Genomic DNA, 22,893 nt, shown 5'->3' with positions numbered 1-22,893 from the left:
GCTTTCTTTGCATTGATGTGGAGCCTGGGGTGGCGATCAGCCCTTGCTCGTTCAAGTTTTCTTTCAAAACTTCACCGTTTGGTAACCCAGATTAAGGCACTTTAATCGGCAACTGAGCGGGGCGGCGTGTAGAACGGCGGCATCCCGATATTCGAGTTTGAAGCAAACGAAAGAGAACCGGTAAAAGACCATGCTTGGAAAATCGATCGTCGCGGCTTCGGTGTTTACGATTGCAATGGCGGGCTCGGCCCTCGCCCAGACACCGACCCAGATTAAACAGTTCGACGCCTGGGGCGCCTATAGCTACAAGGCGGGCAACGGCAAGGTTTGCTATGTCCTCTCCGTTCCGACTGTGAAGGCTCCGGCCTCGGTCGACCACGGCGACAATTTCTTCCTGATCAGCCAGAAGCCGGGCCAGAACATCTCGTTCGAGCCGCAGTTCATGGCGGGTTATGACCTGAACCCCAATGCCAAGGTTACCGTCAGCGTCGGCAGCAACCGTTTCACCATGTTCGTGAACGGCAAGTCGGGCTGGATGGAAAATGCCGCTGAAGAGCCAAAGCTCATCGCAGCCATGAAGTCCGGTCAGGATCTCAAGGTCGAGGCGCAGTCGAAGCGCGGCACCAAGACCAATTACACCTATTCGCTGAAGGGTGTTTCGGCAGCTCTCGCCGCGATCCAGAACTGCAAGTAAGCGACTTTTCGTCGAATACGGACTGTTTTTTCAGAGCCGGAGCCTTTGCTCCGGCTTTTTTCTTTTGTGTCAGTTCCGCCAATCTTGCATGACAGCCGGGATTATCGAACGGGATGACGGACGCCTTATTCTATGCTAAGAGCGCGCGGAACAAGGCTCGCATATGCAGATGGCAGAGCCCATATACTCCTTGCAATCAGGGCAATCGGGCCCGAATTGATCGGCGCGCGTCATCGCGGTCGCCCCTTAACAGTTGAAAACAGATGTCTATTTCGTTCGACCTTACCATTGATGATACGCGCGACCAGCTTGCCCGCCATGTGCGCGCCAATCTGGAAGCAAAGCCGTCGCTCATCGGCATGTCGCGCGAGGAGATGGCCGAAGCGCTCGTCAAGGCCGGTGTGCCGGAACGTCAGGTGAAGATGCGCATCAGCCAGCTCTGGCACTGGCTTTACGTACGCGGCGTTTCCGATTTCGCCGACATGCGCAATATTTCCAAGGATCTGCGCGCCATGCTGGCGCAGCATTTCACCATTGCGCGCCCGGAAGTGGTCGAAGAACAGATTTCTCAGGACGGCACCCGCAAGTGGCTGTTCCGCTTTCCGCCACGCGGCGCAGGTCGCCCGGTCGAGATCGAAAGCGTCTATATCCCCGAAGAAGGTCGCGGCACGCTGTGCGTTTCCAGCCAGGTCGGCTGTACCCTCACCTGCTCGTTTTGCCATACCGGCACGCAGAAGCTGGTGCGCAATCTGACCTCGGAAGAAATTCTGGCGCAGCTTCTGACCGCCCGCGACCGGCTTGGCGACTTCCCGGACAAGGATACGCCCGACGGCGCCATGGTGCCTGCCGAAGGCCGCAAGATCACCAATATCGTGATGATGGGCATGGGCGAGCCGCTCTATAATTTCGAGGAAGTGAAGAAGGCCCTGATCATCGCCTCTGATGGCGACGGGCTTTCCCTGTCGAAGAGACGCATTACGCTTTCGACCTCCGGCGTGGTGCCGGAAATCTATCGCACCGGTGATGAGATCGGGGTTATGCTCGCCATTTCGCTGCACGCCGTGCGCGACGAGTTGCGCGACATTCTCGTGCCGATCAACAAGAAGTATCCGCTGGAACAGCTGGTCAAGGCCTGCCGCGAATATCCCGGCCTGTCGAATGCCAAGCGCATCACATTCGAATATGTGATGCTGAAGGACATCAATGACAGCCTTGAGGATGCAAAGCTTCTGGTGAAGCTGTTGCAGGGTATTCCGGCCAAGATCAATCTCATTCCGTTCAACCCGTGGCCCGGCACCAACTACCAGTGCTCGGACTGGGAGCAGATCGAACGTTTTGCCGATTACGTCAACGCTGCCGGTTATGCCTCGCCGATCCGCACCCCGCGCGGTCGCGACATTCTTGCTGCCTGCGGCCAGTTGAAGTCGGAATCCGAACGTATGCGCAAGAGCGAACGCCTTGCGCTGGAAGCCATGATGATCGCCGGACACGGCGAATAAACGGGAACAAGCGAGCGCACGTGAACGATACTTTCGACTACATAATGCGCTTCGTCGTTATTCTCTTTGGCTATTGCTGCGGCCTTCTGGCAACCGGCTGGTTTCTGGCTGCCATCCTGTTTCGCAGCATCGGCGTCGATGCGCTGATGGACGATTTCGCCATGATGGCCGGCGCCGGCAATATGGAAGCCGCCACGCTTTGGGCGACGACCAGTTTCTGGAGCAGCGTTTTCGTCGGTGGTTTTGTCGTGGCCATGCTGGCAGGCGGCATCAGCTTCCTGCCTGCCGCTATCGTCATTCTGCTTGCCGAAGCACGCGGTTATCGCTCGTCGGTGTTTTATTGCGTTGTGGGAGCCATCATCGGTCTTGGAACCGCTGGAAGCAGCATTCCATTTCGCGGATCGGACGACTGGCCGGAAATGCCGCTCTGGATCGCGGCCTTCGTGGGCGCAGGCATTGTAGGCGGCTTCATCTACTGGCTGATTGCAGGCCGCAATGCCGGACGGCTTTCCGACCGCCCGGCAGGGTAATCAAGACACAAAGCTTATTTTGCCTGCGCGGTGATGATTTTCAGCGCGAAAGCCGAAAACACGCCAGCAAACAACCAATCCACAATGCGCGTCACAGTCGGGTTCTTCTTCAGAAGGCCCGCAAACCTGTCGGCTGCGACGACCATTGGCACGGTAAAGGGCAGCGCCAGCGGAATGAAAGACAGGCCGAGGAAAAACAGTTTGCCCATCGCATGCGGGTCAGTAACGGAGACGAACTGCGGCAGGAAGGTCATGTTGAACAGAATGATCTTCGGGTTAAGCAGATTGATACCAAGCCCGGTCGCCCAGTTCTGAACCAGCGTGTGCTTTTTACCGCCGTTCTTTTCCGGCGAGAACGCCGAGCCCTTGCGGATTGCCTGTACGGCGAGCCAGACGAGATAGCCCGCCCCCACCACCTTCAGCACAGTGAAAGCAGCCGGAGACGCGATAATCAGCGCCGAAAGCCCCAGCGCCACCATCGTCGTATGGATAACGATGCCGGTATTTGCGCCTGCCATGCAGGCAAAACCGGCCGCCTTGCCTTCAGACAAGGCGCGCCCGACAAACAGCGTCATATCCGGGCCAGGTGTGATGGAAAGAATGGCGGTTGCAATCGCGAACTGGACGAAAATGGTCAATTCGGGAATGAAGGTCAGGTTTGTCAGGAATGACATGCGCGTAGCTCCGAAAATTCGCGGCAAAATAGAGCGGTTTCTGTTCTGACAGAATCGTCGGAACCGCTCTATTTAGTTTGTTTTGAGCATTATCCGACGCAAAGCCGCTTCGCACTTTTGCTGGAAATGCTCTAACGCGAATCAAATCTCGCCGCTACTGGATTCTCTGGTCTTTTCGATAAGTCGCAGCCATCCTGCTTGCACGTGGCTTAGCAACTGATAAAAGGACAGCAACATCCAATTCCCAAGCCCTGCGGATGCTCTTCCCGAGCGGACAATGGGGCATCCATCGTATCGGAAGTTGACTATGAGCAAGTGGAAAGACGTTAAGAAGGTCGTACTCGCCTATTCGGGCGGTCTCGACACCTCGATCATCCTGAAATGGCTTCAGACGGAACTCGGCGCGGAAGTTGTGACTTTCACCGCCGATCTGGGCCAGGGCGAAGAACTTGAACCGGCACGCAAGAAAGCGGAAATGCTGGGTATCAAGGAAATCTTCATTGAGGATGTGCGCGAAGAATTCGTGCGCGATTTCGTTTTCCCGATGTTCCGCGCCAATGCCGTCTATGAAGGCGTTTATCTGCTCGGCACGTCGATTGCCCGTCCGCTGATTTCCAAGCACCTCATCGAGATTGCCAAGAAAACCGGCGCTGATGCCATTGCGCACGGCGCGACCGGCAAGGGCAACGATCAGGTTCGCTTCGAGCTTTCCGCTTATGCGCTGAACCCGGACATCAAGATCATCGCTCCATGGCGCGACTGGTCGTTCAAGAGCCGCACGCATCTGCTCGAATTCGCCGAACAGCACCAGATTCCGGTTGCCAAGGACAAGAAGGGCGAAGCACCGTTCTCCGTCGACGCCAACCTGCTGCACTCCTCGTCCGAGGGCAAGGTTCTGGAAGATCCGGCACTGGAAGCTCCAGAATATGTGCATATGCGCACCATTTCGCCGGAAGCAGCGCCCGACAAGGCAACGATCATCAAGATCGGCTTTGAAAAGGGCGACGCCGTTTCGATCAATGGCGAGCGTCTTTCGCCTGCAACGCTTCTTGCCAAGCTCAATGAATATGGCCGTGACAACGGCATCGGTCGTCTCGACCTCGTGGAAAACCGCTTCGTCGGCATGAAGTCGCGCGGCGTCTACGAAACACCGGGCGGCACGATCCTGCTGGCAGCTCACCGCGCCATCGAATCGATCACGCTCGACCGTGGTGCTGCTCACCTCAAGGACGAGCTGATGCCGCGTTATGCGGAGCTGATCTATTACGGTTTCTGGTTCTCGCCGGAGCGCGAAATGCTGCAGGCCGCAATCGATCTCAGCCAGAAGAACGTCGAAGGCGAAGTCACCCTCAAGCTCTACAAGGGCAATGTGATGGTGATCGGCCGCGAGTCGGACAAGTCGCTTTATTCCGACAAGCTCGTGACCTTCGAAGACGATCAGGGCGCTTACGACCAGAAGGATGCAGCGGGCTTCATCAAGCTCAACGCACTGCGCCTGCGCACGCTCGCCGCGCGTGATCGCAAATAAGCAGACCCAATATTGAAAATATGAAACGCCCTCCCTCATCGGAGGGCGTTTTTCTTTGTCCTGAATTTTCTTTTCTATGAAGAATCCGACACGCCAACAGGGATCGGACGTTTCCCTGCTTGACTCTTTTCAGAGTCGATTCAATACTGGAACAAATAGAGAACGAAAGCGACTTTGGCAAAACCGGCAGGCAGGCTTGCCTCCGGAACCGCGCAATCAAACACAGACAGATTACAGGAATTTCGACGTGAGCGGCATCGACATCGCGACGTTGCGGCGCATGGTTACCGCCATTGAAGGCAACGATCCGCAAGGAAACTTTTCTGGCGATACAGGCGCCGGTTTCGGGCGCGCAAACAGCTTCGCGCTTGGCCATGCGGCGGCGGACACCGCCTTTCCGCATGGGCTTGCTGGCGATGCCTTGCATGAGGTTTTCGCGGAAAATCCCGGTGCGCATATGGCGGCAACGGGCTTTGCGCTCGCCATGGCATTGCGAGCCACACAGAAGCAGCGACCGATCGTCTGGATTGAGGAGGAAACGGCGACAAGCGAATATGGCGGGCTCTATCCGCCGGGACTGCATGCTTTCGGCATCGATCCGCACCGGCTGCTGATCGTGCGCTGTCCGAATGCGCAGGATGTGCTGAAGGCCGCCAATGATGTGCTGGAAGCAGGAACCGGCAGCAAGGCTTCGCATCTGGTTTCCGGCATCGTTGCCTCGATCACCGGCCAGCCGAAATGCCTCGACCTGACGGCCTCGCGTCGCCTGCTGCTGGCAGCGGAGACCGCGCAACTGCCGGTCATCCTGCTTCGAAGCCATCGCACCGGCGTGCAAAGCGCTGCCGTCAGCCGATGGCGTGTGGCCCCTGCGCCCTCGCGCTCCAGCGGAGCCAATGCGCCCGGGAAACCGGCCTTTCTGGCCGCTCTGGAGCGCAACCGGCATGGCACATGCGGCCAGTGGATCATGGAATGGAACAATGAAACCCTTGAATTCGGCATCAGAGAACGGGAAGGAAGCGGTAGCGTCGGCATCCATGGCGTCCTCCATGGCGTTCATGGCGCTGTGGTTTCCGTTCCTGCCGACGGACAGGCTGCACCGCGCCGGGCGATCTGATGCGTCCTCCGGGCAAGCATCCGACGCGCTGCCGCTTGTCATTACCGAGCGCACCGCCAATGCGCTGCGGCTGACGGCCATCGACGTCAAGGCCGCCAAGCTCGGGCTTTATCCCGGCATGGCGCTGACCGATGCGCGGGCGCGCGTGGAAAGGCTGGATGTAGCCAATGCCGAGCCGGAGCGCGATGCCGCCCTGCTCAAAGGAATGGCCCATTGGTGCGAACGCTATACGCCGCTTGTCGCCTTCGATCCGCCGCACGGGCTGATGCTGGACATTACCGGTTGCGCGCATCTTTTCGGCGGATTGGCCGCCTTGCATGCCGATGTGATCCGGCGCATCGAGCGCGCCGGTCTGCACATACAGGCGGCCATTGCCGATAACAGCTTTGCAGCGCGGCTTCTCGCCCGTGGCACGAGAGGCGGCGTCTTCAACAAGGCGCAAGCCGACGCCGTGTTGCCGCGCCTGCCGCTTTCCTCACTTGAACTGGCCAGTACAGTCGAGACCGGCCTCAAGCGTGCGGGCCTGAAACGGATCGGCGATGTGATGGCGCTGCCGCGTGCCGCACTCACCGCCCGCTTCGGCCCCGATCTCGCCACCCGTCTCGGTCGTCTGACACGGCAGGAGCGCGCGCCCATCTCGCCGCTGCGCATGATGCCGCTCGCAACGACTGAACGTCGCCTGTCCGAGCCTGTGACCGCCATGGAATTGGTGGAGCGCATCTTGCAGGAACTGGCCCTGGAGCTGTTCGCCCGGCTTGAGACGGAAGGCAAAGGCGCGCTTTTGATCGAAGCGACCTTCTTCCGGGTCGATGGCGCGATACGCCATATCCATATCGAAACCGGCCAGCCTCTGCGTGATAACAGAGTTTTTCTGCGCCTTGCGCGTGAAAGGCTCAATGCCCTTACCGATCCGCTGGATGCCGGTTTTGGTTTCGACATGATCAGGCTTGCCGCCTTGCGCAGCGCCGCGGTCACCCAACGCCAGACCGGGCTGGACCAGCACGAGGAAGACGATGCCGGTTTCAGCCAACTCATTGACCGGCTCTCGGCGCGTCTGGGGCCGGAACGCGTGCTGGTGCCCTTCGCACGCGATACGCATATGCCGGAGCGCGCTTTTGGCCTGCGCCCTGCCCTGCATGGCAGCCACGCAAACGAGACCGACTATGAAAGCGGTCCGGTTCTGGCGGGCGATCCGCCAGCGCGTCCCATAAAACTGTTTCGTCCGCCGCAGCCCATTGAAAGCGTGGCGGAAGTGCCTGACAGTCCGCCCTCGTTCTTCCTGTGGCGGCGGGTTCGCCATCATATTCGCCTTGCCGAGGGACCAGAGCGGATCGAACCGGAATGGTGGCTTTCCATCGGTCATGACGTACCGGAGCTGCGCGATTATTACCGGGTGGAGGATGAGAACGGCCAGCGCTTCTGGATTTTCCGCGAAGGGCTTTATGACGGCGCCAATCATCCACGCTGGTTTCTGCATGGGTTGTTTGCCTGATGACCCGCGCCATGACCCATATCGGCCAAAACCCCGTTTATTATGAAATGGCTGTCGCCAGCAATTTCTCCTTCCTGTGCGGCGCATCGCATCCGCAGGAACTGGTATTGCGCGCGCACGAACTTGGCCTGTCCGGCATCGGCATTGCCGATCGCAACACACTGGCCGGTGTGGTGCGGGCGCATGCCGCCTGGAAGGATTTTCGCGACAAGAGCGACTTCCGGCTTTTCATCGGCTGCCGCCTGTCTTTCATCGACGGCACGCCGGATATGGTCGTCTATCCACGCGACCGGCCTGCCTATGGACAATTGTGCCGCCTCCTGACCGAGGGCAAAAGGCGCGCTGCCATCAAGGGTGAATGCCATCTGCTCTGGGCCGATCTGTTGTTTCGCGCCAGACAGTTTCAGATCGCCGTCATGCCCCCGGACGACGACGATCCTGACTTTCCGGCGCGTCTGTCGGAAATCGCCACGGCGGCGCAAGGCTGTGTCTGGCTGGCGCTCGCCATGCCGCATCAGGGGCATGACGGACGCCGGGCCGAGCGCATCGCCCGTTTTGCAGCAGACGCGGGCGTGCCGCTTCTCGCCACCAATGATGTGCTCTATCACCACCCCGACCGCCGTGCGCTTCAGGATGTGCTGACCGCAACCCGCCATCACAGCACGGTTTTTGCCGCCGGGCGGCTGCTGGAAAAAAACGCCGAGCGCCATCTGAAGCCTGCGCGGGAAATGGTACGGCTTTTCCGCGCCTACGCACAGGCAATCGCCGCGACCGCCGATTTCACCGCGCCCATCACCTTCCAGCTCGACGAGTTGAAATATGATTATCCCGACGAGCCCGTGCCGCCGGGAAAGACGCCGCAACAGCATTTGCATGATCTGGCCTGGGAAGGTGCTGCCCGACATTACGGCGCAGATACCATTCCGGAAAAGGTAAAGGGACTGATCCACAAGGAACTGGCACTGATCGAAAAGCTGCAATATGCGGCCTATTTCCTGACCGTCTATGACATTGTCAGCTTTGCCCGCTCGCAAGATATTCTGTGCCAGGGTCGCGGCTCGGCGGCAAATTCCGTCGTCTGCTTTTGCCTCGGCGTGACCGGTGTGGACCCGACCGAAGTCGATCTCCTGTTCGAGCGTTTCATCTCCGCCGAGCGCAAGGAACCGCCGGATATTGACGTCGATTTCGAGCATGAACGGCGCGAGGAGGTGATGCAATATGTCTATAATCGTTACACCACCGACCGCGCGGCAATTGTCGCGACCGTCATCAGCTATCGTTCCCGCAGTGCGATCCGTGATGTCGGCAAGGCGCTGGGACTGACCGAAGATGTGACAGCGGCGCTTGCCAATACAGTCTGGGGCATATCCGGCGGCGGCATCGACAAAGAACATATTCGTCAGGCAGGCCTCGACCCGGACAATCCGGTCATTCGGCGCGCCGTGGAACTTGCCATAGAGCTGATCGGCTTTCCGCGTCATCTGTCGCAGCATGTGGGGGGCTTTGTGCTCACACGCGACCGTCTGGACGAGACTGTTCCCATTGGCCCGGCAGCTATGGAAGACCGTTATTTCATCGAATGGGACAAGGATGACATCGATGAAGTGGGGTTGATGAAAGTGGATGTGCTGTCGCTCGGCATGCTCACCTGCATCCGCAAGGCTTTCGACCTCATTCACCAGCACAAGCCGCAGCTTTATGGCGGTCAAAAAATGACCCTCGCTACCCTGCCCCGCGAAGACAAGACTGTCTATGACATGCTCTGCAAGGGGGATTCGCTTGGCGTATTTCAGGTGGAAAGCCGCGCCCAGATGAACATGCTACCGCGTTTGCGCCCGCGCCAATTCTACGATCTCGTCATCCAGGTCGCCATTGTGCGCCCCGGCCCCATTCAGGGCGATATGGTGCATCCCTATCTGAGACGAAGAAACGGACAGGAGCCCAACACCTTGCCGTCACCTGCCCCGGAACATGGCCCACCGGACGAGCTGCGGCAGATACTGGACAAGACCAAAGGCGTGCCGCTGTTTCAGGAACAGGCCATGCGCATTGCCATCGAAGCGGCGAAGTTCACGCCCGACGAAGCCAACCAGTTGAGGCGCGCCATGGCGACTTTCCGCAAGATGGGCACCATCCACACCATGCAGGAAAAGATGATCGACGGCATGGTGAAGCGCGGCTACGACCGGACCTTCGCCGAGAACTGCTTCAACCAGATCAAGGGCTTCGGTGAATATGGTTTTCCGGAAAGCCATGCGGCAAGCTTTGCGCATCTGGTCTATATTTCCGCGTGGATCAAGCATCATCACCCGGAAGTATTTGCCGCCGCCTTGCTCAACTCGCAGCCGATGGGCTTTTATGCCCCGGCGCAGATCGTGCGCGATGCGCGTGAGCATGGCGTGACGGTCCTGCCCGTCGATGTGAATTTCAGCCAATGGGATAATCTTCTCGAAGACATCCCCGGCCCGCAACCAGCTGTGCGGCTGGGCTTCCGCCAGATCGACGGCTTTTCCGAGCGAGACACTGATCTGCTGCTTGCCGACCGGCATGAGCCTTATCGCACCATTGAGGATATGCATCGCCGCCTGCGCCTCGACCGGCGGGCCTTCACCGCGCTCGCCGATGCCGATGCTTTCGGCTCGCTCGATATCGACCGCCGGACCGCACTTTGGGCTGTGCGCCGCCTGCCCAATGATGAAACCTTGCCGCTGTTTCGGGCTGCGTCCACAAGCGAACTGGCGGAAGAACCGCGCACGAAGCTGCCTGAAATGGCCGCTGCGGAACATGTCATTGCCGATTACGAGACGACCCGGCTTTCACTGAAAGGGCATCCGCTACAATATTTGCGCGAGGGGCTGGCAGCGGAAGGTGTTTCCACCTGTCGCGCCGTGCAGGAAGGCGCCAATGGTGGCCGGATGAAGGTGGCAGGCATCGTGACCGTGCGTCAGCGCCCCGGCAGCGCGAAGGGCGTTGTGTTTCTCACCATCGAAGACGAAACCGGCATAGCCAATATCGTCGTCTGGCCGAAGATCATGAAGGCATTTCGCCGCGAGGTGATGGGCGCGCGTCTCGTCCGCATCGAAGGCCGCATCCAGCGCAGCCCGGAAGGCGTGGTGCATGTGGTGGCGGCTAAGATCGAGGATCGCTCCGGTGCCCTGCTGGATCTCAGCGGGCGCGATGCGCAACGCCTCGTCGCGCCGTCACAAATGGCGCATCACCCCAGAAATGTGCGGATCATGCCGAAGTCGCGAGACTTCCATTGAGAGTTTCAGTTCCACGCGCCGACGAAGAACACAGCGCAATAATGCAGCATCGCCCCAACCACGACAAAGCCATGCCAGATGGCGTTCTGGAAACGCAGCCGTTGCCAGACGTGAAAGATCACGCCCAGCGAATAAACGATGCCGCCCGCGGCAATCAGCCAGAACACGGTCGGCGGCAACGATTGCACAATCGTGTCGTAGACCATGATGCCGCTCCATCCGAGCGCCAGATAAAGCAGGATCGACAGCCGGTCGAAACGACCGGGCAGGAAAAGCTTCAGCATGATGCCGACGAAAGCCACGCCCCACACGAAGAGAAGCAGTGGTACGGCACGGTCGCCCATATGCATGGCGAAAGGCGTGTAGGTTCCGGCAATCAGCAGATAGATGGCCGAATGATCGAAACGGCGCAGGAACCATTTGGTCGGCGAGACCGGCCAGATATTATAGACCGCCGAAATACCAAGTGCGCCCAGAAGGCATACCAGATAGACGCTGTAAGAAATCGACGTCGATGCGGAACTGTTGGGCAGGAAATAGATCAGCATGGCGATTGCACCGGCAAAGGCCAGCGCCACGCCGAGCACATGGATGACGCCATCCGCCCAGAGCTCCGCCCGGTCGTAATGCCATTTGATTGTATCTGGCAGTTTCATAATCTTCGCCCTGTCCGATCTTCAGACAGCAAACTGCCATTGCTCTGCAGCGTCAAGATGACAGTTAAACGCATCGTGTTTTCCAAAAATCGATTCCGACTTTTGGGCCGATGCGCCAATCGATGTCGAGATTTAAACCGGCGACCAAGCGCCGCCGGTAGAATCTTACTGCGCGGCAGGCGCGTAGGAAGCCTGGATCGGCGCAACACCCGGCAGTGGTGCCGAAGAACCGCTTGGCAGGGAAGCTGGCTCGATAGAAGCCGCGGCATCGCGTGTCGGACCGTTGCGGAAACCGCCATCCATGCCGGTTTCTTCCAGCATACCCTGACGCTTGGCGTCGTAATAATAGCCGCGTGCATAGTAACGCACGGCCTGACTTTCATTGCCGCCAGCAACCTTATACGCGCCCGACAGATAGCGAACGGCATATTTCAGGTTGGTTTCGGCATCGAGCAAGCCCTTCGGCGCGCCCTTATAGCCCATGCCGCGTGCTGTCGGATGGCTGATCTGCATCAGACCCCAATAGGGTCCATTGCGCGCACCGGGATTGAAGCGGCTTTCGCGATGCACAACCCGGCGCACAAGACGCTCGGGCACATCATAAGCGACGGAATATTTGGCAATCAGCGCATCGAGATCTTTCGGCGCGTGTTCCGGCGTCTCAAAAGCCATGTTAGCGGCAACCGAGGCAGGCGAAGCGGCAGCACGTGCGCCGGCATAGGCCATCATCGGCTGCGAAACGCCGCGTTCGCCCGGAATGGGAACGACGGCTGGCAGAGCAGGTTCGGCGGAAGCAACAGCTTCGGCACCCGCTGCTGGCACACCGGGAACAGCAGTGCCGTCCGTTGTGGTGGCAGCGGCAATAGCGGCAGCACCGCCCGTTGCAGCCGGACCAGCAGCCATGGCCGTAGCAGTCGTGCCGACAGCCGCATCAGCGGCAGGCGTAGCCCCCGGAACCGTAGCAGCACCAGCGGCGGCGGCAGGCGTACCAGCCACAGCAACAGCCTGCGGCGCAGCAGCGCCTGCTGCACTCGTCTGCGGTGCGGTATCAGCTGGGGAAATTAGAGCCGTTTTGACCGGCTTGCCATCATTGGTGGTATTGCAGGCGCTCAGCGCCACGGCGCAGCCCAAAAGCAGGACACCCTTGCGTGCAAGGGAAGCGGATGCAGAAGAAAAAAGCGCGAAACGCATAGCTGGACCCGTTCTCAGGAATCGAAATCTTTTTCGATGCGTTTTTCAAGCTCGACCAGATCGTCAGGCAGCGGCAAACCGTTCGCACGGAGCGTATTCAGCTTTTCGCGAACCGTTTCGCGGATTTCATGGGCGTCCTGCGGCTGATTCACCATTTGCTCAAACAGCAGCGCAATTTCCGCCTTGATGTCCTCGAATGCCATCCAGATCCTCTTGGCTTAACGGCCTCCAGGAAGCCCGTTGCAGTCAATATTCTTTCGGTCGATGACAGTTCTGTACCACGCAAAAGACGAAAAGCGGAAGCTCTAAACGTCGGGGTCGCGCCAAAATGAATATTTCAAATGGTAACAAAAGGATTAACGCGCTCAAAGAATGCGTGGTAGCATCGTATCTATGGCGTTGAAATCCAAGGCAAAAATCCCAAGATCGTCGAAGTCCAGCCCACCGTTTGGATCGAAGAGATAAATGCTCATCCAGATAAGCGCGATGACCAGCAAAATAGCCAGAATCGTGAGAATCAAAAGGCGTTTGCCGAGCGCCGCCTTGCGGCCCGCCCCCTGCTTTGAATGCTTTGCCATCGTCACTTGTCGCCCCGGCTCTGGTGCTTCGGCGTTGTTTCGGACGCGCTAATCATCATTGGTCGCATTCAGTTCTTCCGGCGGCGTGCCATGTTCAGGCACCGACGGCAGATAGCCTTCATGGACCAGCCATTTGCGCAAAATCAGCGTTATGGCCTCTGTCAGGTTCAGACCCGGATGCTTCTCAGCGATGACGCGCTCCAAAGCATCATGCACATCATCGGGAAGATAGGTGCTCATTCTGTCTCCTCCGCTTAGAGCGCGTTTCGATCTGATTGGATCGGCGCTCTAACTGTTTGATAGAACGCGCATCCCGAAAACCGTTTCACACTTTTCGGGATGCGCTCTGTCCTTTGCTTTATCGCGCATCTTATCCGAAAACCGGTTCCCACTTTTCGGGATGCGCTTAATAATATCAGGCAACCGTTACGGACACGCCGCCGACACCATCCACCTTGCCCACGAGACGGTCGCCGCACTGCACGGGGCCGACGCCTGCAGGCGTGCCTGTGAATATAAGATCGCCCGGTTGCAGCTCAAAGAGCGACGAAAGATAGGAAATCGTTTCGGCCACTTTCCAGATCATCTGGTTGAGATCACCGGACTGGCGCGTCTCACCATTGATGGAAAGCGAAATCGACGCCGACTGCGGGTGGCCTACATCCGATACAGGCGCAATGGCCGAGCATGGTGCGGAATGCTCGAAAGCCTTGGCGACTTCCCACGGACGACCGGCCTTTTTAGCGACCGCTTGCAGGTCGCGCCGCGTCATGTCGATGCCGACCGCATAGCCGTAAACGTGATCCAGCGCCTTCTCGACCGGAATATCGATACCGCCGGTCTTCAGCGCAATCACCAGCTCGATCTCGTGATGCACATCCTCGGTCTTGGGCGGATAGGGAAAATCACCGCCATTGATGACCAGACTATCCGGGTTTTTCTGGAAGAAGAACGGAGGATTGCGGGTCGGATCACCGCCCATTTCGATGGCGTGATCGGCATAATTCTGCCCGACGCAATAGATACGGTGCACGGGGAAAAGCGCGTCTGTTCCCTTCACGGGCAGAAAAGGCTGCGGGCGCGGCGCGAAGACATAATCGGTCATTGGGGATTATTCCGATCGGAAATTGCAGAATACGACGAGTTTCGCCCATCATGCAGACGCAAGCGCGTCCTCGCAAGCCTTGAAAGCAGCAATTCCCCGTTATCGCCCGTCCGAGACCACGACAAAATCCGCTTGGCGCGATTGTCCCACGACGAGTTGCGCATTGGGAATGTCGTTGGAAAGTGCGCGATTGCGGGCCGTCTCCTCGTCGAAACCGAAAGAGAGCCAGCGGTCGATCAATCGCCGTTCCAGTACCGGAAAAGGCACATCAAGGCGGATCGTCATGTCGAAAAACGGCACCAGTCTCGACCATGGTTGCTGGTCGAGCAGCAGATAATTGCCTTCCACCAGAAGCACGCGATGCTCGGGGCCAACCACCGAGGCCGCCGCGCGGGAAAGCTCCAGCGAACGGTCAAACACCGGAATGAACACGTCCTCCCGCGCGTGTTTCAGCCGTTCGAGCAACGCTGCAAACCCGGCGCAATCGAAAGTCGGTGGCGATCCTTTGCGACTGCGCAGACCACGCTGATCGAGAATCACATCATCGAGGTGAAACCCGTCCATCGGCACGACGATGGACGGAGTATCTTCACCCTTGTTGAGTGCGGCGCGCAGCTCTTCAGAGATCGTAGACTTGCCTGCGCCCGGAGGGCCGGCAATCGCGACGATCAACCGGCCATCATCCTCGGCAAGCCGCGCAAGAATTTCTGAAGGCAGGGCTTCGCGGTCGATTGGCGTCATGTCCGGTTTCCGTATTCTGTCCTTGCCGATGGGTGGGCTGACAGATGCAGCGATTCGAGAGGTCCGCTCAAGAAAACTATGCAGCCTCGGCCTTCGGTCGCATTGCGCCCGTCATCAGGGCCACGGCGTCAGACATCGAATATTCCTTCGGGTCGATCACCGTCAGGCGGCGTCCGAGCCGGTGAATATGGATGCGGTCAGCCACTTCGAACACATGCGGCATGTTATGTGAGATGAGCACAATCGGCATGCCTCGCGCCTTGACGTCCTGAATCAGCTCCAGCACGCGGCGCGATTCCTTGACGCCGAGCGCCGCCGTCGGCTCATCCATGATCACGACCTTGGACCCGAAAGCGGCAGCACGCGCCACTGCAACACCCTGGCGCTGCCCGCCGGACAGCGTCTCCACCGCCTGACCGATATTCTGGATGGTCATCAGGCCCAACTCCGTCAGCTTGTCGCGGGCGATCTTCTCCATCGCGCCTCGGTCGAGCATACGGAACACCGAGCCAAGAGGTCCCTTGCGGCGGATTTCCCGCCCGAGAAACAGATTGTCGGCAATGGAAAGCGCGGGCGACAGAGCGAGGTTCTGGTAAACCGTCTCAATTCCGGCATGCCGGGCTTCCATCGGCGAATGGAAGCTGACCGGCTTGCCGTCGAGCTGGATTTCGCCTTCGTCGGGCTTGATCGCGCCGGACAGCGCCTTGATGAGCGATGATTTGCCGGCGCCATTGTCACCGATAACAGCGAGGATTTCGCCTGGATAGAGATCGAAATCGGCGTGGTCGAGCGCGGTAACGCGCCCATAACGCTTGACCAGACCTTTTGCCGAGAGAACAGGTGTAGCCGAGTTTGTCATGCGGCAGCCTTTCTGATCCATTGGTCGATGGCGACAGCGGCGATGATGAGAACGCCAATCAGGAGATAGGTCCATTGCGGATCGGTGCCCCAAAGCCGCAGGCCGAGCGAGAACACGCCGACAATCAGCGCGCCGAACATGGTGCCGAGGATCGAGCCGCGCCCGCCAAAGAGCGAGATACCGCCAATCACCACAGCCGTGATGGATTCGATATTGGCAAACTGGCCTGCGGTCGGTGACACGGAACCAAGGCGACCAATCATTGCCCAACCGGCCAGAGCACAGATGATACCGGCCAGAACATAGACCGACATCAGGATCGGCTTGACCGAAACGCCTGAAAGCTTTGCCGCTTCCGGATCATCGCCAATGGCATAGACGTGGCGGCCCCAGGCGGTGTGGTTCAGCACATACCAGAGCAACAGCACCAAAAGCACCATGGCGATCACGCCATAGGTAAACACAGCACCGCCGACGCGAATGCTCTCGCCGAAAAATTGCAGGATCGGCGCTTGCGCAGTGATTTCCTGCGCGCGGATGGTTTCATTGGCCGAATAGAGGAAATTTGTCGCCAGAATCACCTGCCACATGCCGAGCGTGACGATGAAGGGCGGCAGGCGGACATAAGCGACAAGAAAGCCGTTGATGAAGCCGCAAAGCGCGCCGGTTGCAAAGCCAAGCACGATGGAAAGTTCCGCTGGCAGGCCATAGCGGAAGGTGAACTGGCCCATCACCACCGATGACAGCACCATGATCGCGCCGACCGAAAGATCGATACCGGCGGTGAGAATGACCAGCGTTTGCGCTGCGGCCACGATGCCGGTGATGGCGACCTGCTGGAGAATGAGCGTGAGCGCAAAGGCGGAGAAGAACTTGCCGCCCAATGTGACGCCGAACACCACCAACGACAGAACCAACACGATCAGCGGCACGGCTGCCGGATTGTGATGCAGAAACTGGCGGATGCGGTAAACGGTCGAACGATCGCCCGCATCGAAGGAGGCGACGTCGGTTGCGCTTTGCGACAGGGTTGTTTCAAACGCCTGCATCGACGGTTTTTGTGCAGCGGAAGCCGCCTGTGGCTCACTCATGATTGTCTCCTGCTTTCACCCGCAGAACGATCCGGCAAATCTGACGACTCACCGGACCGGCATTTCAACGACGGATCAACCCCAGCACTTGCCGAGCGCCGTCTTGGTATCGATGGACGGCACGCCATCGACGGGCTTGTCGGTGACCAGCGTCACACCTGTATCGACGAAGGTTTTACCTTCGGTCGGCTTCGGCTTTTCGCCAGTATCGGCGAATTTCTTGATCGCCTCGATGCCAAGCGACGCCATCTGCAACGGATATTGCTGCGAGGTTGCGCCGATCACGCCAGCTGCAACGTTCTTCACGCCGGGGCAGCCGCCATCGATGGAAACAATCAGCACGTCCTTCTCACGCCCCACTGCCTTCAGCGCTTCATAAGCACCAGCAGCGGCAGGTTCGTTGATCGTGTGCACGACATTGATGGTCGGATCTTTCTGGAGAAGGTTTTCCATGGCGCGGCGGCCGCCTTCTTCATTGCCATCGGTCAGATCACGACCAGCGATGCGCGGATCGTCTTCATCGCCAAGCTTGCTCTTATCCTTCGGGTCAATGCCGAAGCCGACATCGAAGCCCTGATCGCGCAGAACGTCGACACTGGGCTGCGAGGCTGTCAGGTTCAGGAAGGCGACGCGCGCATCCTTGGCCTTGTCGCCAAGCGTTGATGCGGCCCATTTGCCGACCAGCTCACCGGCCATGAAATTGTCGGTCGCAAAAGTCGCGTCTGCCGCATCCGCCGGTTCCAGCGGCGTGTCGAGCGCGATGATCAGAAGACCAGCGTCACGCGCCTTTTGCAGCGTCGGCACGATGCCCTTGGTGTCAGAAGCCGTGATGAGAATGCCCTTGGCGCCATCGGCGATGCAGGTTTCAACGGCTGCAACCTGGCTTTCGGAATCGCCGTCGATCTTGCCCGCATAGGTCTTGAGGTTGACGCCAAGTTCCTTGGCCTTGGCGACAGCGCCTTCTTTCATCTTGACGAAAAAGGGATTGGTGTCGGTCTTGGTAATCAAGCACGCGCCAACATCGGCAGCATGCGCAGGCAGTGCTGCAACACCAAGCGTGAAGGCAGCAAAGGCCGCCGACAGAACTGTCTTCTTCATGAACTCCTCCCAGAGTGAAACCGGTCCTTTTCCCCCGGCATGCCATGAGGAAAACACGGCTTTGAAACAGAGTCAATTAATAAATCCACTTGATTTATTAATGTGCTGTGTCACTCTCACCATCGGAGGAGAGAGCCATGGGAGGCTGGAGGCCGCACTCAAAAGCGCGAGCAGCTTGCTGCATAAGCTTTTGTTTTGATTTCATATCCCAAAGAAGAAGGCTTTTTCTCCTGCGATGAATGGGTTAGGAACCTCGCCGTGCCCGAACACGACAGTTGCAAATTCGTCAGGCCGTGGCGAAACGAGTGATTTTCGAGCACCGGAGCGGAGCGTACTTAGAAGTACGTGAGCACCGGAGCACAGGAAATTGCTCGTTGCAGACCGGCATCACGAAGAATGCAACTGTCGTGTCAAGCGTGGGATTTGGGAGAGAAAATGGTCAGGCATCATCCGGAACAGGACGTTTCCGAGCCGAGGGACGGACCGGCAGGCTCGCCCGGCCCTGCCATGCAGAAATTTGCCGAACCGGGCGCGAACATCAATCGCGGTTCCAACCAGATCGGCGTGCGCGCCTATAATGAGCGGCTGGTTCTGGCGCTCGTTCGCAGACATAGCGCTCTGGCCCGGGCCGATATTGCGCGCCTGACCGGTCTTTCGGCGCAGACCGTTTCCGTCATCATTCGCGCTCTGGAAAAAGACGGGTTGATCACGCAAGGCGAGCGCGTGCGCGGGCGCGTCGGGCAGCCTTCCATGCCGATGCGGCTTGCAGCCGACGGTGTTTTCTCCTTCGGCCTCAAGATCGGACGACGCAGCGCAGAAATCATATTGATGGATTTTCTGGGCGCGATCCGCGAACGCAGGCACATCACCTATCGCTGGCCGGTGCCCGACGAAATCCGCCATTTCGCCTTTGACAGCATTGCCGCTTTCACCGCCGCACTTGATCCGGACAAGCGCGATCGTATTGCAGGCCTCGGCATCGCGTTGCCTTTTGAACTGTGGAACTGGGTTGAAGAAGTGGGCGCCCCCGCCGCCGACATGAATGCGTGGCTCGATGCCGATCTCGTCAACGATTTCGGTGCGGTCTTTCCATTTCCCGTGTTTCTCCAGAATGACGGCACGGCAGCCTGTGGCGCCGAACTGACCTTCGGGCGCGGGCCGGAATTTACCGATTTCGTCTATTTCTTCATCGGCTCCTTCATTGGCGGCGGCGTGGTGCTGAACAATACGCTCTATCCGGGCCGCACGGGCAATGCCGGTGCACTCGGTTCCATGCCGATGCGCATGCGTAGCGCCGAAGACGGGCGCGCGACATTGCAGCTGATCGATACCGCCTCACTTTTCGTGCTGGAGCGACTGTTGCAGGAGCAGAATATTTCGTCCGACGATCTGTGGCTATCGCCCGAAAGCTGGCACAATTTCGGCGAACCGCTGGACGCATGGATTGCACTCGCCGCACGCGGGTTGGCTCATGCGGCGGTGGCGGCAGCGTCGATCATCGATTTTCCAGCGGCCATCATCGATGGATGGCTGCCGGAAGGTGTTCGCCATCGCATTGTCGAAGCAACGCGGGCCGAACTTTCCCGTCTCGATCTTCAGGGTCTCAGTGCGCCGGAAATCATCGAGGGCAAGGTGGGCGTACACGCCAAGGCAATGGGTGCCGCAAGCCTGCCGCTCTCCAACCGCTATCTGTTCGACCAGAGCGTATTGTTCAAGGATGCAGGCTAGCGCCCTTGATGGCCTTGTCGATACCCTTCTTCGGACCATAAAGCGCCAGCCCGACCAGATCGGGCGCATCTGCCGGTTCTGTCTTGAACACTGCGCGGTTGGCTTCGTCATGGCCGGTCTCGAACATCGCCCGCACATAAGGCGCGCGCACCAGATCGCGCTGGATCGATTGCTGCCATGCCCGTTGCAGGATTTCTGGCGTTGCGGCGAAAATCAGCATCGGCTGCCCCAGAAGCGGCGCATGGCGTCGGCCCGACGCATCCTCATAAGGAGTACCCATGGCATCAGGCACGGCACCGGATATGCCGGTTGCGATAAAGGCGGCCACGTTCAGTTTCTGCCAGACAGGCAAATCGTTCAGGACAAGAATGGCTACTTTGGTATCGAAAATCATCGGTTCTTCCTCTGTTCGAGAAAAGACCTATCTCTTCGCGGCTGCAATTTCTGGAACGTTTGTGCGTCCCCGCCGATAAGCTGCCGGTGTCATGCCATAAGCCCGCCGGAACCAGCGCCCCATATGGCTCTGGTCTGCAAAGCCGCTGAGCGCTGCGGCTTCCGCTGGCGGCACTTTCTCTCGCAACAGGCGGCGCGCCTCGGCAAGCCGCAGCTGCACCAGATAGGCATGGGGTGATGTGCCAAACTCACGCCGAAACCCGCGTGAAAGCTGGAACCGGTCCGCAGCACCTGCGGCTTTTGTCAGTTCATCCAGTCCGAACTCTTCATCGAAGCGCGCACGCAGATACTCCATCGCACGGGCGGCAACGGGATGCGGCGGCGCCCCTGTTTTCGGCCCGTCCTGCCCGAGATGCCGCGCCAGACGCTGCGTAACCTGATCGCGATAATCCTCGACCATCAGCTGCGGCGCTTGCAGAAAGATCGCTTCGCAGGCACGCGCTATGGCTTGAAACAACTGCTGGTCATCGGCCAGCGTTTCGCGAAAACCGATATGCGCGTCATTGCCGCCCATCGCATCGCGGATCAGCGATTGCCGCATATAGAGCATATTGTAGGTGAAACCGTCCGCCTCAATCGCCTGCCCATCGTGGCATTCGCCCGGTTCGATGAGAATCACCCGGCCCGGCGTGCTCTGCCGCCGCTTGCCGCGACAGAAGAAGTCCTGCACGCCCGCATGTGTTACACCGACAAGCCATTCGTCATGGAAATGCATGTCATAGGCATGGCTGTGGAAACGCGCAGCAACGGCTTCAAGTCCGGTGGCATCGTCGCGTTTCAGGCGCATGACATCGCGGGCGTCGTGGCCATGGTGGTTCATGTCGATCATCGGATAAATTTGTAGCACATCGCATCACAAACACACGCTTTGTTATTTTCAAACAATAAGTTTGATCTATGTTGTCTTGCAATGACCGCAAATGGCAACACATTGACTGCTTAATTCATTGAATCGAACGGGAAAGATATGACCGTCAAGACGATCGCGACCACGCCTTTTCAAGATCAGCAACCGGGCACTTCAGGCCTGCGCAAGAAGGTTCCTGTATTCCAGCAGCCCAACTATGCCGAAAACTTCATCCAGTCGGTTTTCGATGTGCTGGAAGGTTTTGAAGGCAAGACGCTGGTGGTTGGCGGCGACGGACGCTTCTACAATCGCGAAGTGATCCAGAAGCTCATCAAGATCGCGGTCGCCAACGGCTTCGGTCGTATCATGGTGGGTCAGGGCGGCATTCTGTCGACACCGGCCGCGTCCAACATGATCCGCAAATACAAGGCCTTCGGCGGCATGATACTCTCGGCCAGCCATAATCCCGGCGGCCCGAAGGAAGACTTCGGCATCAAGTACAATATCGGCAATGGCGGCCCGGCACCGGAAAAGATCACCGAGGCGATCTTCGCACGCTCCAAGGTGATCGATCAGTACAAGATCGCCGAGGTGGCCGATGTCGATATCGACAAACTCGGCAGCACCAGGCTGGGTGACGCCGAGATCGTCATTTTCGATCCGGTGACCGACTATGCCGAGCTGATGGAAAGCCTATTCGATTTCTACGCCATCCGCGCCATGATCAAGGGCGGTTTTGGGCTCAAATTCGACGCCATGCATGCCGTGACCGGTCCTTACGCCAAGGAAATTTTCGAGCGCCGTCTCGGTGCGCCGGATGGTAGCGTCGTCAATTTCGTTCCGCTGCCGGATTTCGGCGGTCATCACCCCGATCCGAACCTCGTCTATGCAAAAGATCTCTACGATCTGCTGATGTCGGACAACGCGCCAGATTTCGGTGCAGCCTCCGATGGCGACGGCGACCGTAACCTGATCATCGGGCGCGGCATTTTCGTCACCCCTTCCGATTCGCTCGCCATGCTTGCCGCCAATGCGCATCTGGCACCCGGATATAAGGGCGGCATCAAGGGCATTGCGCGTTCCATGCCCACCAGCGCCGCCGCCGACCGTGTCGCGGAAAAGCTCGGCATCGGCATGTATGAAACGCCGACCGGCTGGAAATTCTTCGGCAATCTGCTGGACAATGGCAAGGTCACGATCTGCGGTGAAGAAAGCTCCGGCACGGGCTCCGATCATGTGCGTGAGAAGGACGGCCTGTGGGCCGTGCTGCTCTGGCTCAACATTCTGGCCGTGCGCAAGGAAAGCGTGAAGGCCATTGTCGAGGAACATTGGGCGCGCTTCGGGCGCAATTATTACACCCGCCACGACTATGAAGCGGTCGATTCGGATATCGCGAACAAGCTGGTGGCCGACCTGCGGGGCAAGCTTTCGAGCCTGCCGGGCACCACGGTCAACGGTTTGAAGATCGAGAAGGCCGACGACTTCGCCTATCATGATCCGGTCGACCATTCGGTGAGCGAGCATCAGGGCATCCGCATCTATTTCCCCGATGGCGGGCGCGTCGTGCTTCGCCTCTCCGGCACCGGCACGTCGGGCGCAACGATCCGCATCTATATCGAACGCTATGAAGCGGACACCGCCAAGCACAATCTCGATACGCAGGAAACACTTGCCGCACTGATCGACGCTGCGGAACAGATCGCCGAAGTCAAGAAGCGCAGCGGACGCGACGCTCCGTCGGTGGTCACGTGA

General features: G+C 58.7%; 22 protein-coding genes. 9 read left to right on the top strand and 13 right to left on the bottom strand.

Annotated features, from left to right (window positions below):
- The first annotated feature begins 190 nt into the window (after nucleotides 1–190).
- The 3 genes from ACTJKP_RS01800 (at nucleotide 191) to ACTJKP_RS01790 (ending at nucleotide 2,723) form a co-directional block, all read left to right on the top strand.
- Nucleotides 191–694 carry an invasion associated locus B family protein gene (locus tag ACTJKP_RS01800; RefSeq protein WP_113533733.1) on the top strand — a complete coding sequence of 168 codons (504 nt, stop codon included), beginning with the start codon at nucleotides 191–193 and terminating at the stop codon, nucleotides 692–694.
- 263 nt (nucleotides 695–957) lie between these two features.
- Nucleotides 958–2,193 (top strand): 23S rRNA (adenine(2503)-C(2))-methyltransferase RlmN, encoded by a 1,236-nt coding sequence (gene rlmN / locus ACTJKP_RS01795; protein ID WP_440629481.1) that lies wholly within the window; start codon nucleotides 958–960, stop codon nucleotides 2,191–2,193.
- A gap of 20 nt (nucleotides 2,194–2,213) precedes the next feature.
- Nucleotides 2,214–2,723 carry a hypothetical protein gene (locus ACTJKP_RS01790; protein ID WP_440629480.1) on the top strand — a complete coding sequence of 170 codons (510 nt, stop codon included), beginning with the start codon at nucleotides 2,214–2,216 and terminating at the stop codon, nucleotides 2,721–2,723.
- A gap of 14 nt (nucleotides 2,724–2,737) precedes the next feature.
- Here ACTJKP_RS01790 and ACTJKP_RS01785 read toward each other — a convergent pair whose 3' ends face one another.
- On the bottom strand, nucleotides 2,738–3,397 hold the full coding sequence (locus ACTJKP_RS01785; protein WP_440629479.1) for a LysE family translocator: 660 nt from the start codon (nucleotides 3,395–3,397) through the stop codon (nucleotides 2,738–2,740).
- A gap of 307 nt (nucleotides 3,398–3,704) precedes the next feature.
- On the opposite strand from ACTJKP_RS01785, the gene ACTJKP_RS01780 reads away from it, so the two are divergent.
- The 4 genes from ACTJKP_RS01780 (at nucleotide 3,705) to ACTJKP_RS01765 (ending at nucleotide 10,794) form a co-directional block, all read left to right on the top strand.
- A complete protein-coding gene (locus ACTJKP_RS01780) occupies nucleotides 3,705–4,925 on the top strand; it encodes an argininosuccinate synthase (RefSeq protein WP_182519119.1) in 1,221 nt (406 codons plus the stop codon).
- 247 nt (nucleotides 4,926–5,172) lie between these two features.
- Nucleotides 5,173–6,039, top strand: a complete 867-nt coding sequence (locus ACTJKP_RS01775) for an ImuA family protein (protein ID WP_440629478.1) — start codon at nucleotides 5,173–5,175, stop codon at nucleotides 6,037–6,039.
- 40 nt (nucleotides 6,040–6,079) lie between these two features.
- Entirely contained in the window at nucleotides 6,080–7,531 is a 1,452-nt protein-coding gene (locus ACTJKP_RS01770) for a Y-family DNA polymerase (RefSeq protein ID WP_440629629.1), read from the top strand.
- Nucleotides 7,531–10,794 carry an error-prone DNA polymerase gene (locus ACTJKP_RS01765; RefSeq protein WP_440629477.1) on the top strand — a complete coding sequence of 1,088 codons (3,264 nt, stop codon included), beginning with the start codon at nucleotides 7,531–7,533 and terminating at the stop codon, nucleotides 10,792–10,794. Before ACTJKP_RS01770 ends, ACTJKP_RS01765 begins: the two co-directional genes overlap by 1 nt.
- Nucleotides 10,795–10,799: 5 nt before the next feature.
- Here ACTJKP_RS01765 and trhA read toward each other — a convergent pair whose 3' ends face one another.
- From trhA to ACTJKP_RS01715, 10 genes are all read right to left on the bottom strand, one after another.
- Entirely contained in the window at nucleotides 10,800–11,450 is a 651-nt protein-coding gene (gene trhA / locus ACTJKP_RS01760) for a PAQR family membrane homeostasis protein TrhA (protein ID WP_440629476.1), read from the bottom strand.
- A gap of 165 nt (nucleotides 11,451–11,615) precedes the next feature.
- The gene (locus ACTJKP_RS01755; RefSeq protein WP_440629475.1) at nucleotides 11,616–12,641 is read right to left on the bottom strand and encodes a transglycosylase SLT domain-containing protein; all 1,026 of its coding nucleotides are present in this window, start codon (nucleotides 12,639–12,641) and stop codon (nucleotides 11,616–11,618) included.
- A 14-nt stretch (nucleotides 12,642–12,655) separates the two neighbouring features.
- Nucleotides 12,656–12,844: a hypothetical protein gene (locus ACTJKP_RS01750; protein ID WP_440629474.1), complete on the bottom strand. Its 189-nt coding sequence runs from the start codon at nucleotides 12,842–12,844 to the stop codon at nucleotides 12,656–12,658.
- A 162-nt stretch (nucleotides 12,845–13,006) separates the two neighbouring features.
- Nucleotides 13,007–13,219: a hypothetical protein gene (locus ACTJKP_RS01745; protein ID WP_151588799.1), complete on the bottom strand. Its 213-nt coding sequence runs from the start codon at nucleotides 13,217–13,219 to the stop codon at nucleotides 13,007–13,009.
- Nucleotides 13,220–13,267: 48 nt separating this feature from the next.
- Entirely contained in the window at nucleotides 13,268–13,459 is a 192-nt protein-coding gene (locus ACTJKP_RS01740; RefSeq protein WP_440629473.1) for a hypothetical protein, read from the bottom strand.
- Nucleotides 13,460–13,634: 175 nt separating this feature from the next.
- Nucleotides 13,635–14,324 (bottom strand): fumarylacetoacetate hydrolase family protein, encoded by a 690-nt coding sequence (locus tag ACTJKP_RS01735; RefSeq protein ID WP_440629472.1) that lies wholly within the window; start codon nucleotides 14,322–14,324, stop codon nucleotides 13,635–13,637.
- 99 nt (nucleotides 14,325–14,423) lie between these two features.
- The gene (locus tag ACTJKP_RS01730; RefSeq protein ID WP_440629471.1) at nucleotides 14,424–15,065 is read right to left on the bottom strand and encodes a nucleoside/nucleotide kinase family protein; all 642 of its coding nucleotides are present in this window, start codon (nucleotides 15,063–15,065) and stop codon (nucleotides 14,424–14,426) included.
- A 76-nt stretch (nucleotides 15,066–15,141) separates the two neighbouring features.
- Nucleotides 15,142–15,924, bottom strand: coding sequence for an ATP-binding cassette domain-containing protein (locus ACTJKP_RS01725; protein ID WP_078339948.1), 783 nt, complete (start codon nucleotides 15,922–15,924; stop codon nucleotides 15,142–15,144).
- Complete coding sequence (locus tag ACTJKP_RS01720) at nucleotides 15,921–17,015, bottom strand: ABC transporter permease (RefSeq protein ID WP_440629470.1); 1,095 nt, start codon at nucleotides 17,013–17,015, stop codon at nucleotides 15,921–15,923. Before ACTJKP_RS01720 ends, ACTJKP_RS01725 begins: the two co-directional genes overlap by 4 nt.
- A gap of 75 nt (nucleotides 17,016–17,090) precedes the next feature.
- Nucleotides 17,091–18,113, bottom strand: a complete 1,023-nt coding sequence (locus ACTJKP_RS01715; RefSeq protein WP_078339946.1) for a sugar ABC transporter substrate-binding protein — start codon at nucleotides 18,111–18,113, stop codon at nucleotides 17,091–17,093.
- Between the two features lie 435 nt (nucleotides 18,114–18,548).
- Between ACTJKP_RS01715 and ACTJKP_RS01710 the strand changes: the two genes are divergently transcribed.
- Nucleotides 18,549–19,841, top strand: coding sequence for an ROK family transcriptional regulator (locus ACTJKP_RS01710; RefSeq protein WP_440629469.1), 1,293 nt, complete (start codon nucleotides 18,549–18,551; stop codon nucleotides 19,839–19,841).
- Here the strand turns inward: ACTJKP_RS01710 and ACTJKP_RS01705 are convergent.
- On the bottom strand, nucleotides 19,825–20,235 hold the full coding sequence (locus ACTJKP_RS01705) for a DUF2000 family protein (RefSeq protein WP_440629468.1): 411 nt from the start codon (nucleotides 20,233–20,235) through the stop codon (nucleotides 19,825–19,827). The genes ACTJKP_RS01710 and ACTJKP_RS01705 overlap by 17 nt on opposite strands.
- A 27-nt stretch (nucleotides 20,236–20,262) precedes the next feature.
- On the bottom strand, nucleotides 20,263–21,114 hold the full coding sequence (locus ACTJKP_RS01700) for an AraC family ligand binding domain-containing protein (RefSeq protein ID WP_440629467.1): 852 nt from the start codon (nucleotides 21,112–21,114) through the stop codon (nucleotides 20,263–20,265).
- Nucleotides 21,115–21,261: 147 nt separating this feature from the next.
- On the opposite strand from ACTJKP_RS01700, the gene ACTJKP_RS01695 reads away from it, so the two are divergent.
- On the top strand, nucleotides 21,262–22,893 hold the full coding sequence (locus ACTJKP_RS01695) for an alpha-D-glucose phosphate-specific phosphoglucomutase (protein ID WP_440629466.1): 1,632 nt from the start codon (nucleotides 21,262–21,264) through the stop codon (nucleotides 22,891–22,893).

The organism is Brucella sp. 22210 (assembly GCF_052045675.1).
Taxonomy (GTDB): Bacteria; Pseudomonadota; Alphaproteobacteria; order Rhizobiales; family Rhizobiaceae; genus Brucella.
This window is presented reverse-complemented; position numbering and strand designations above follow the sequence as displayed.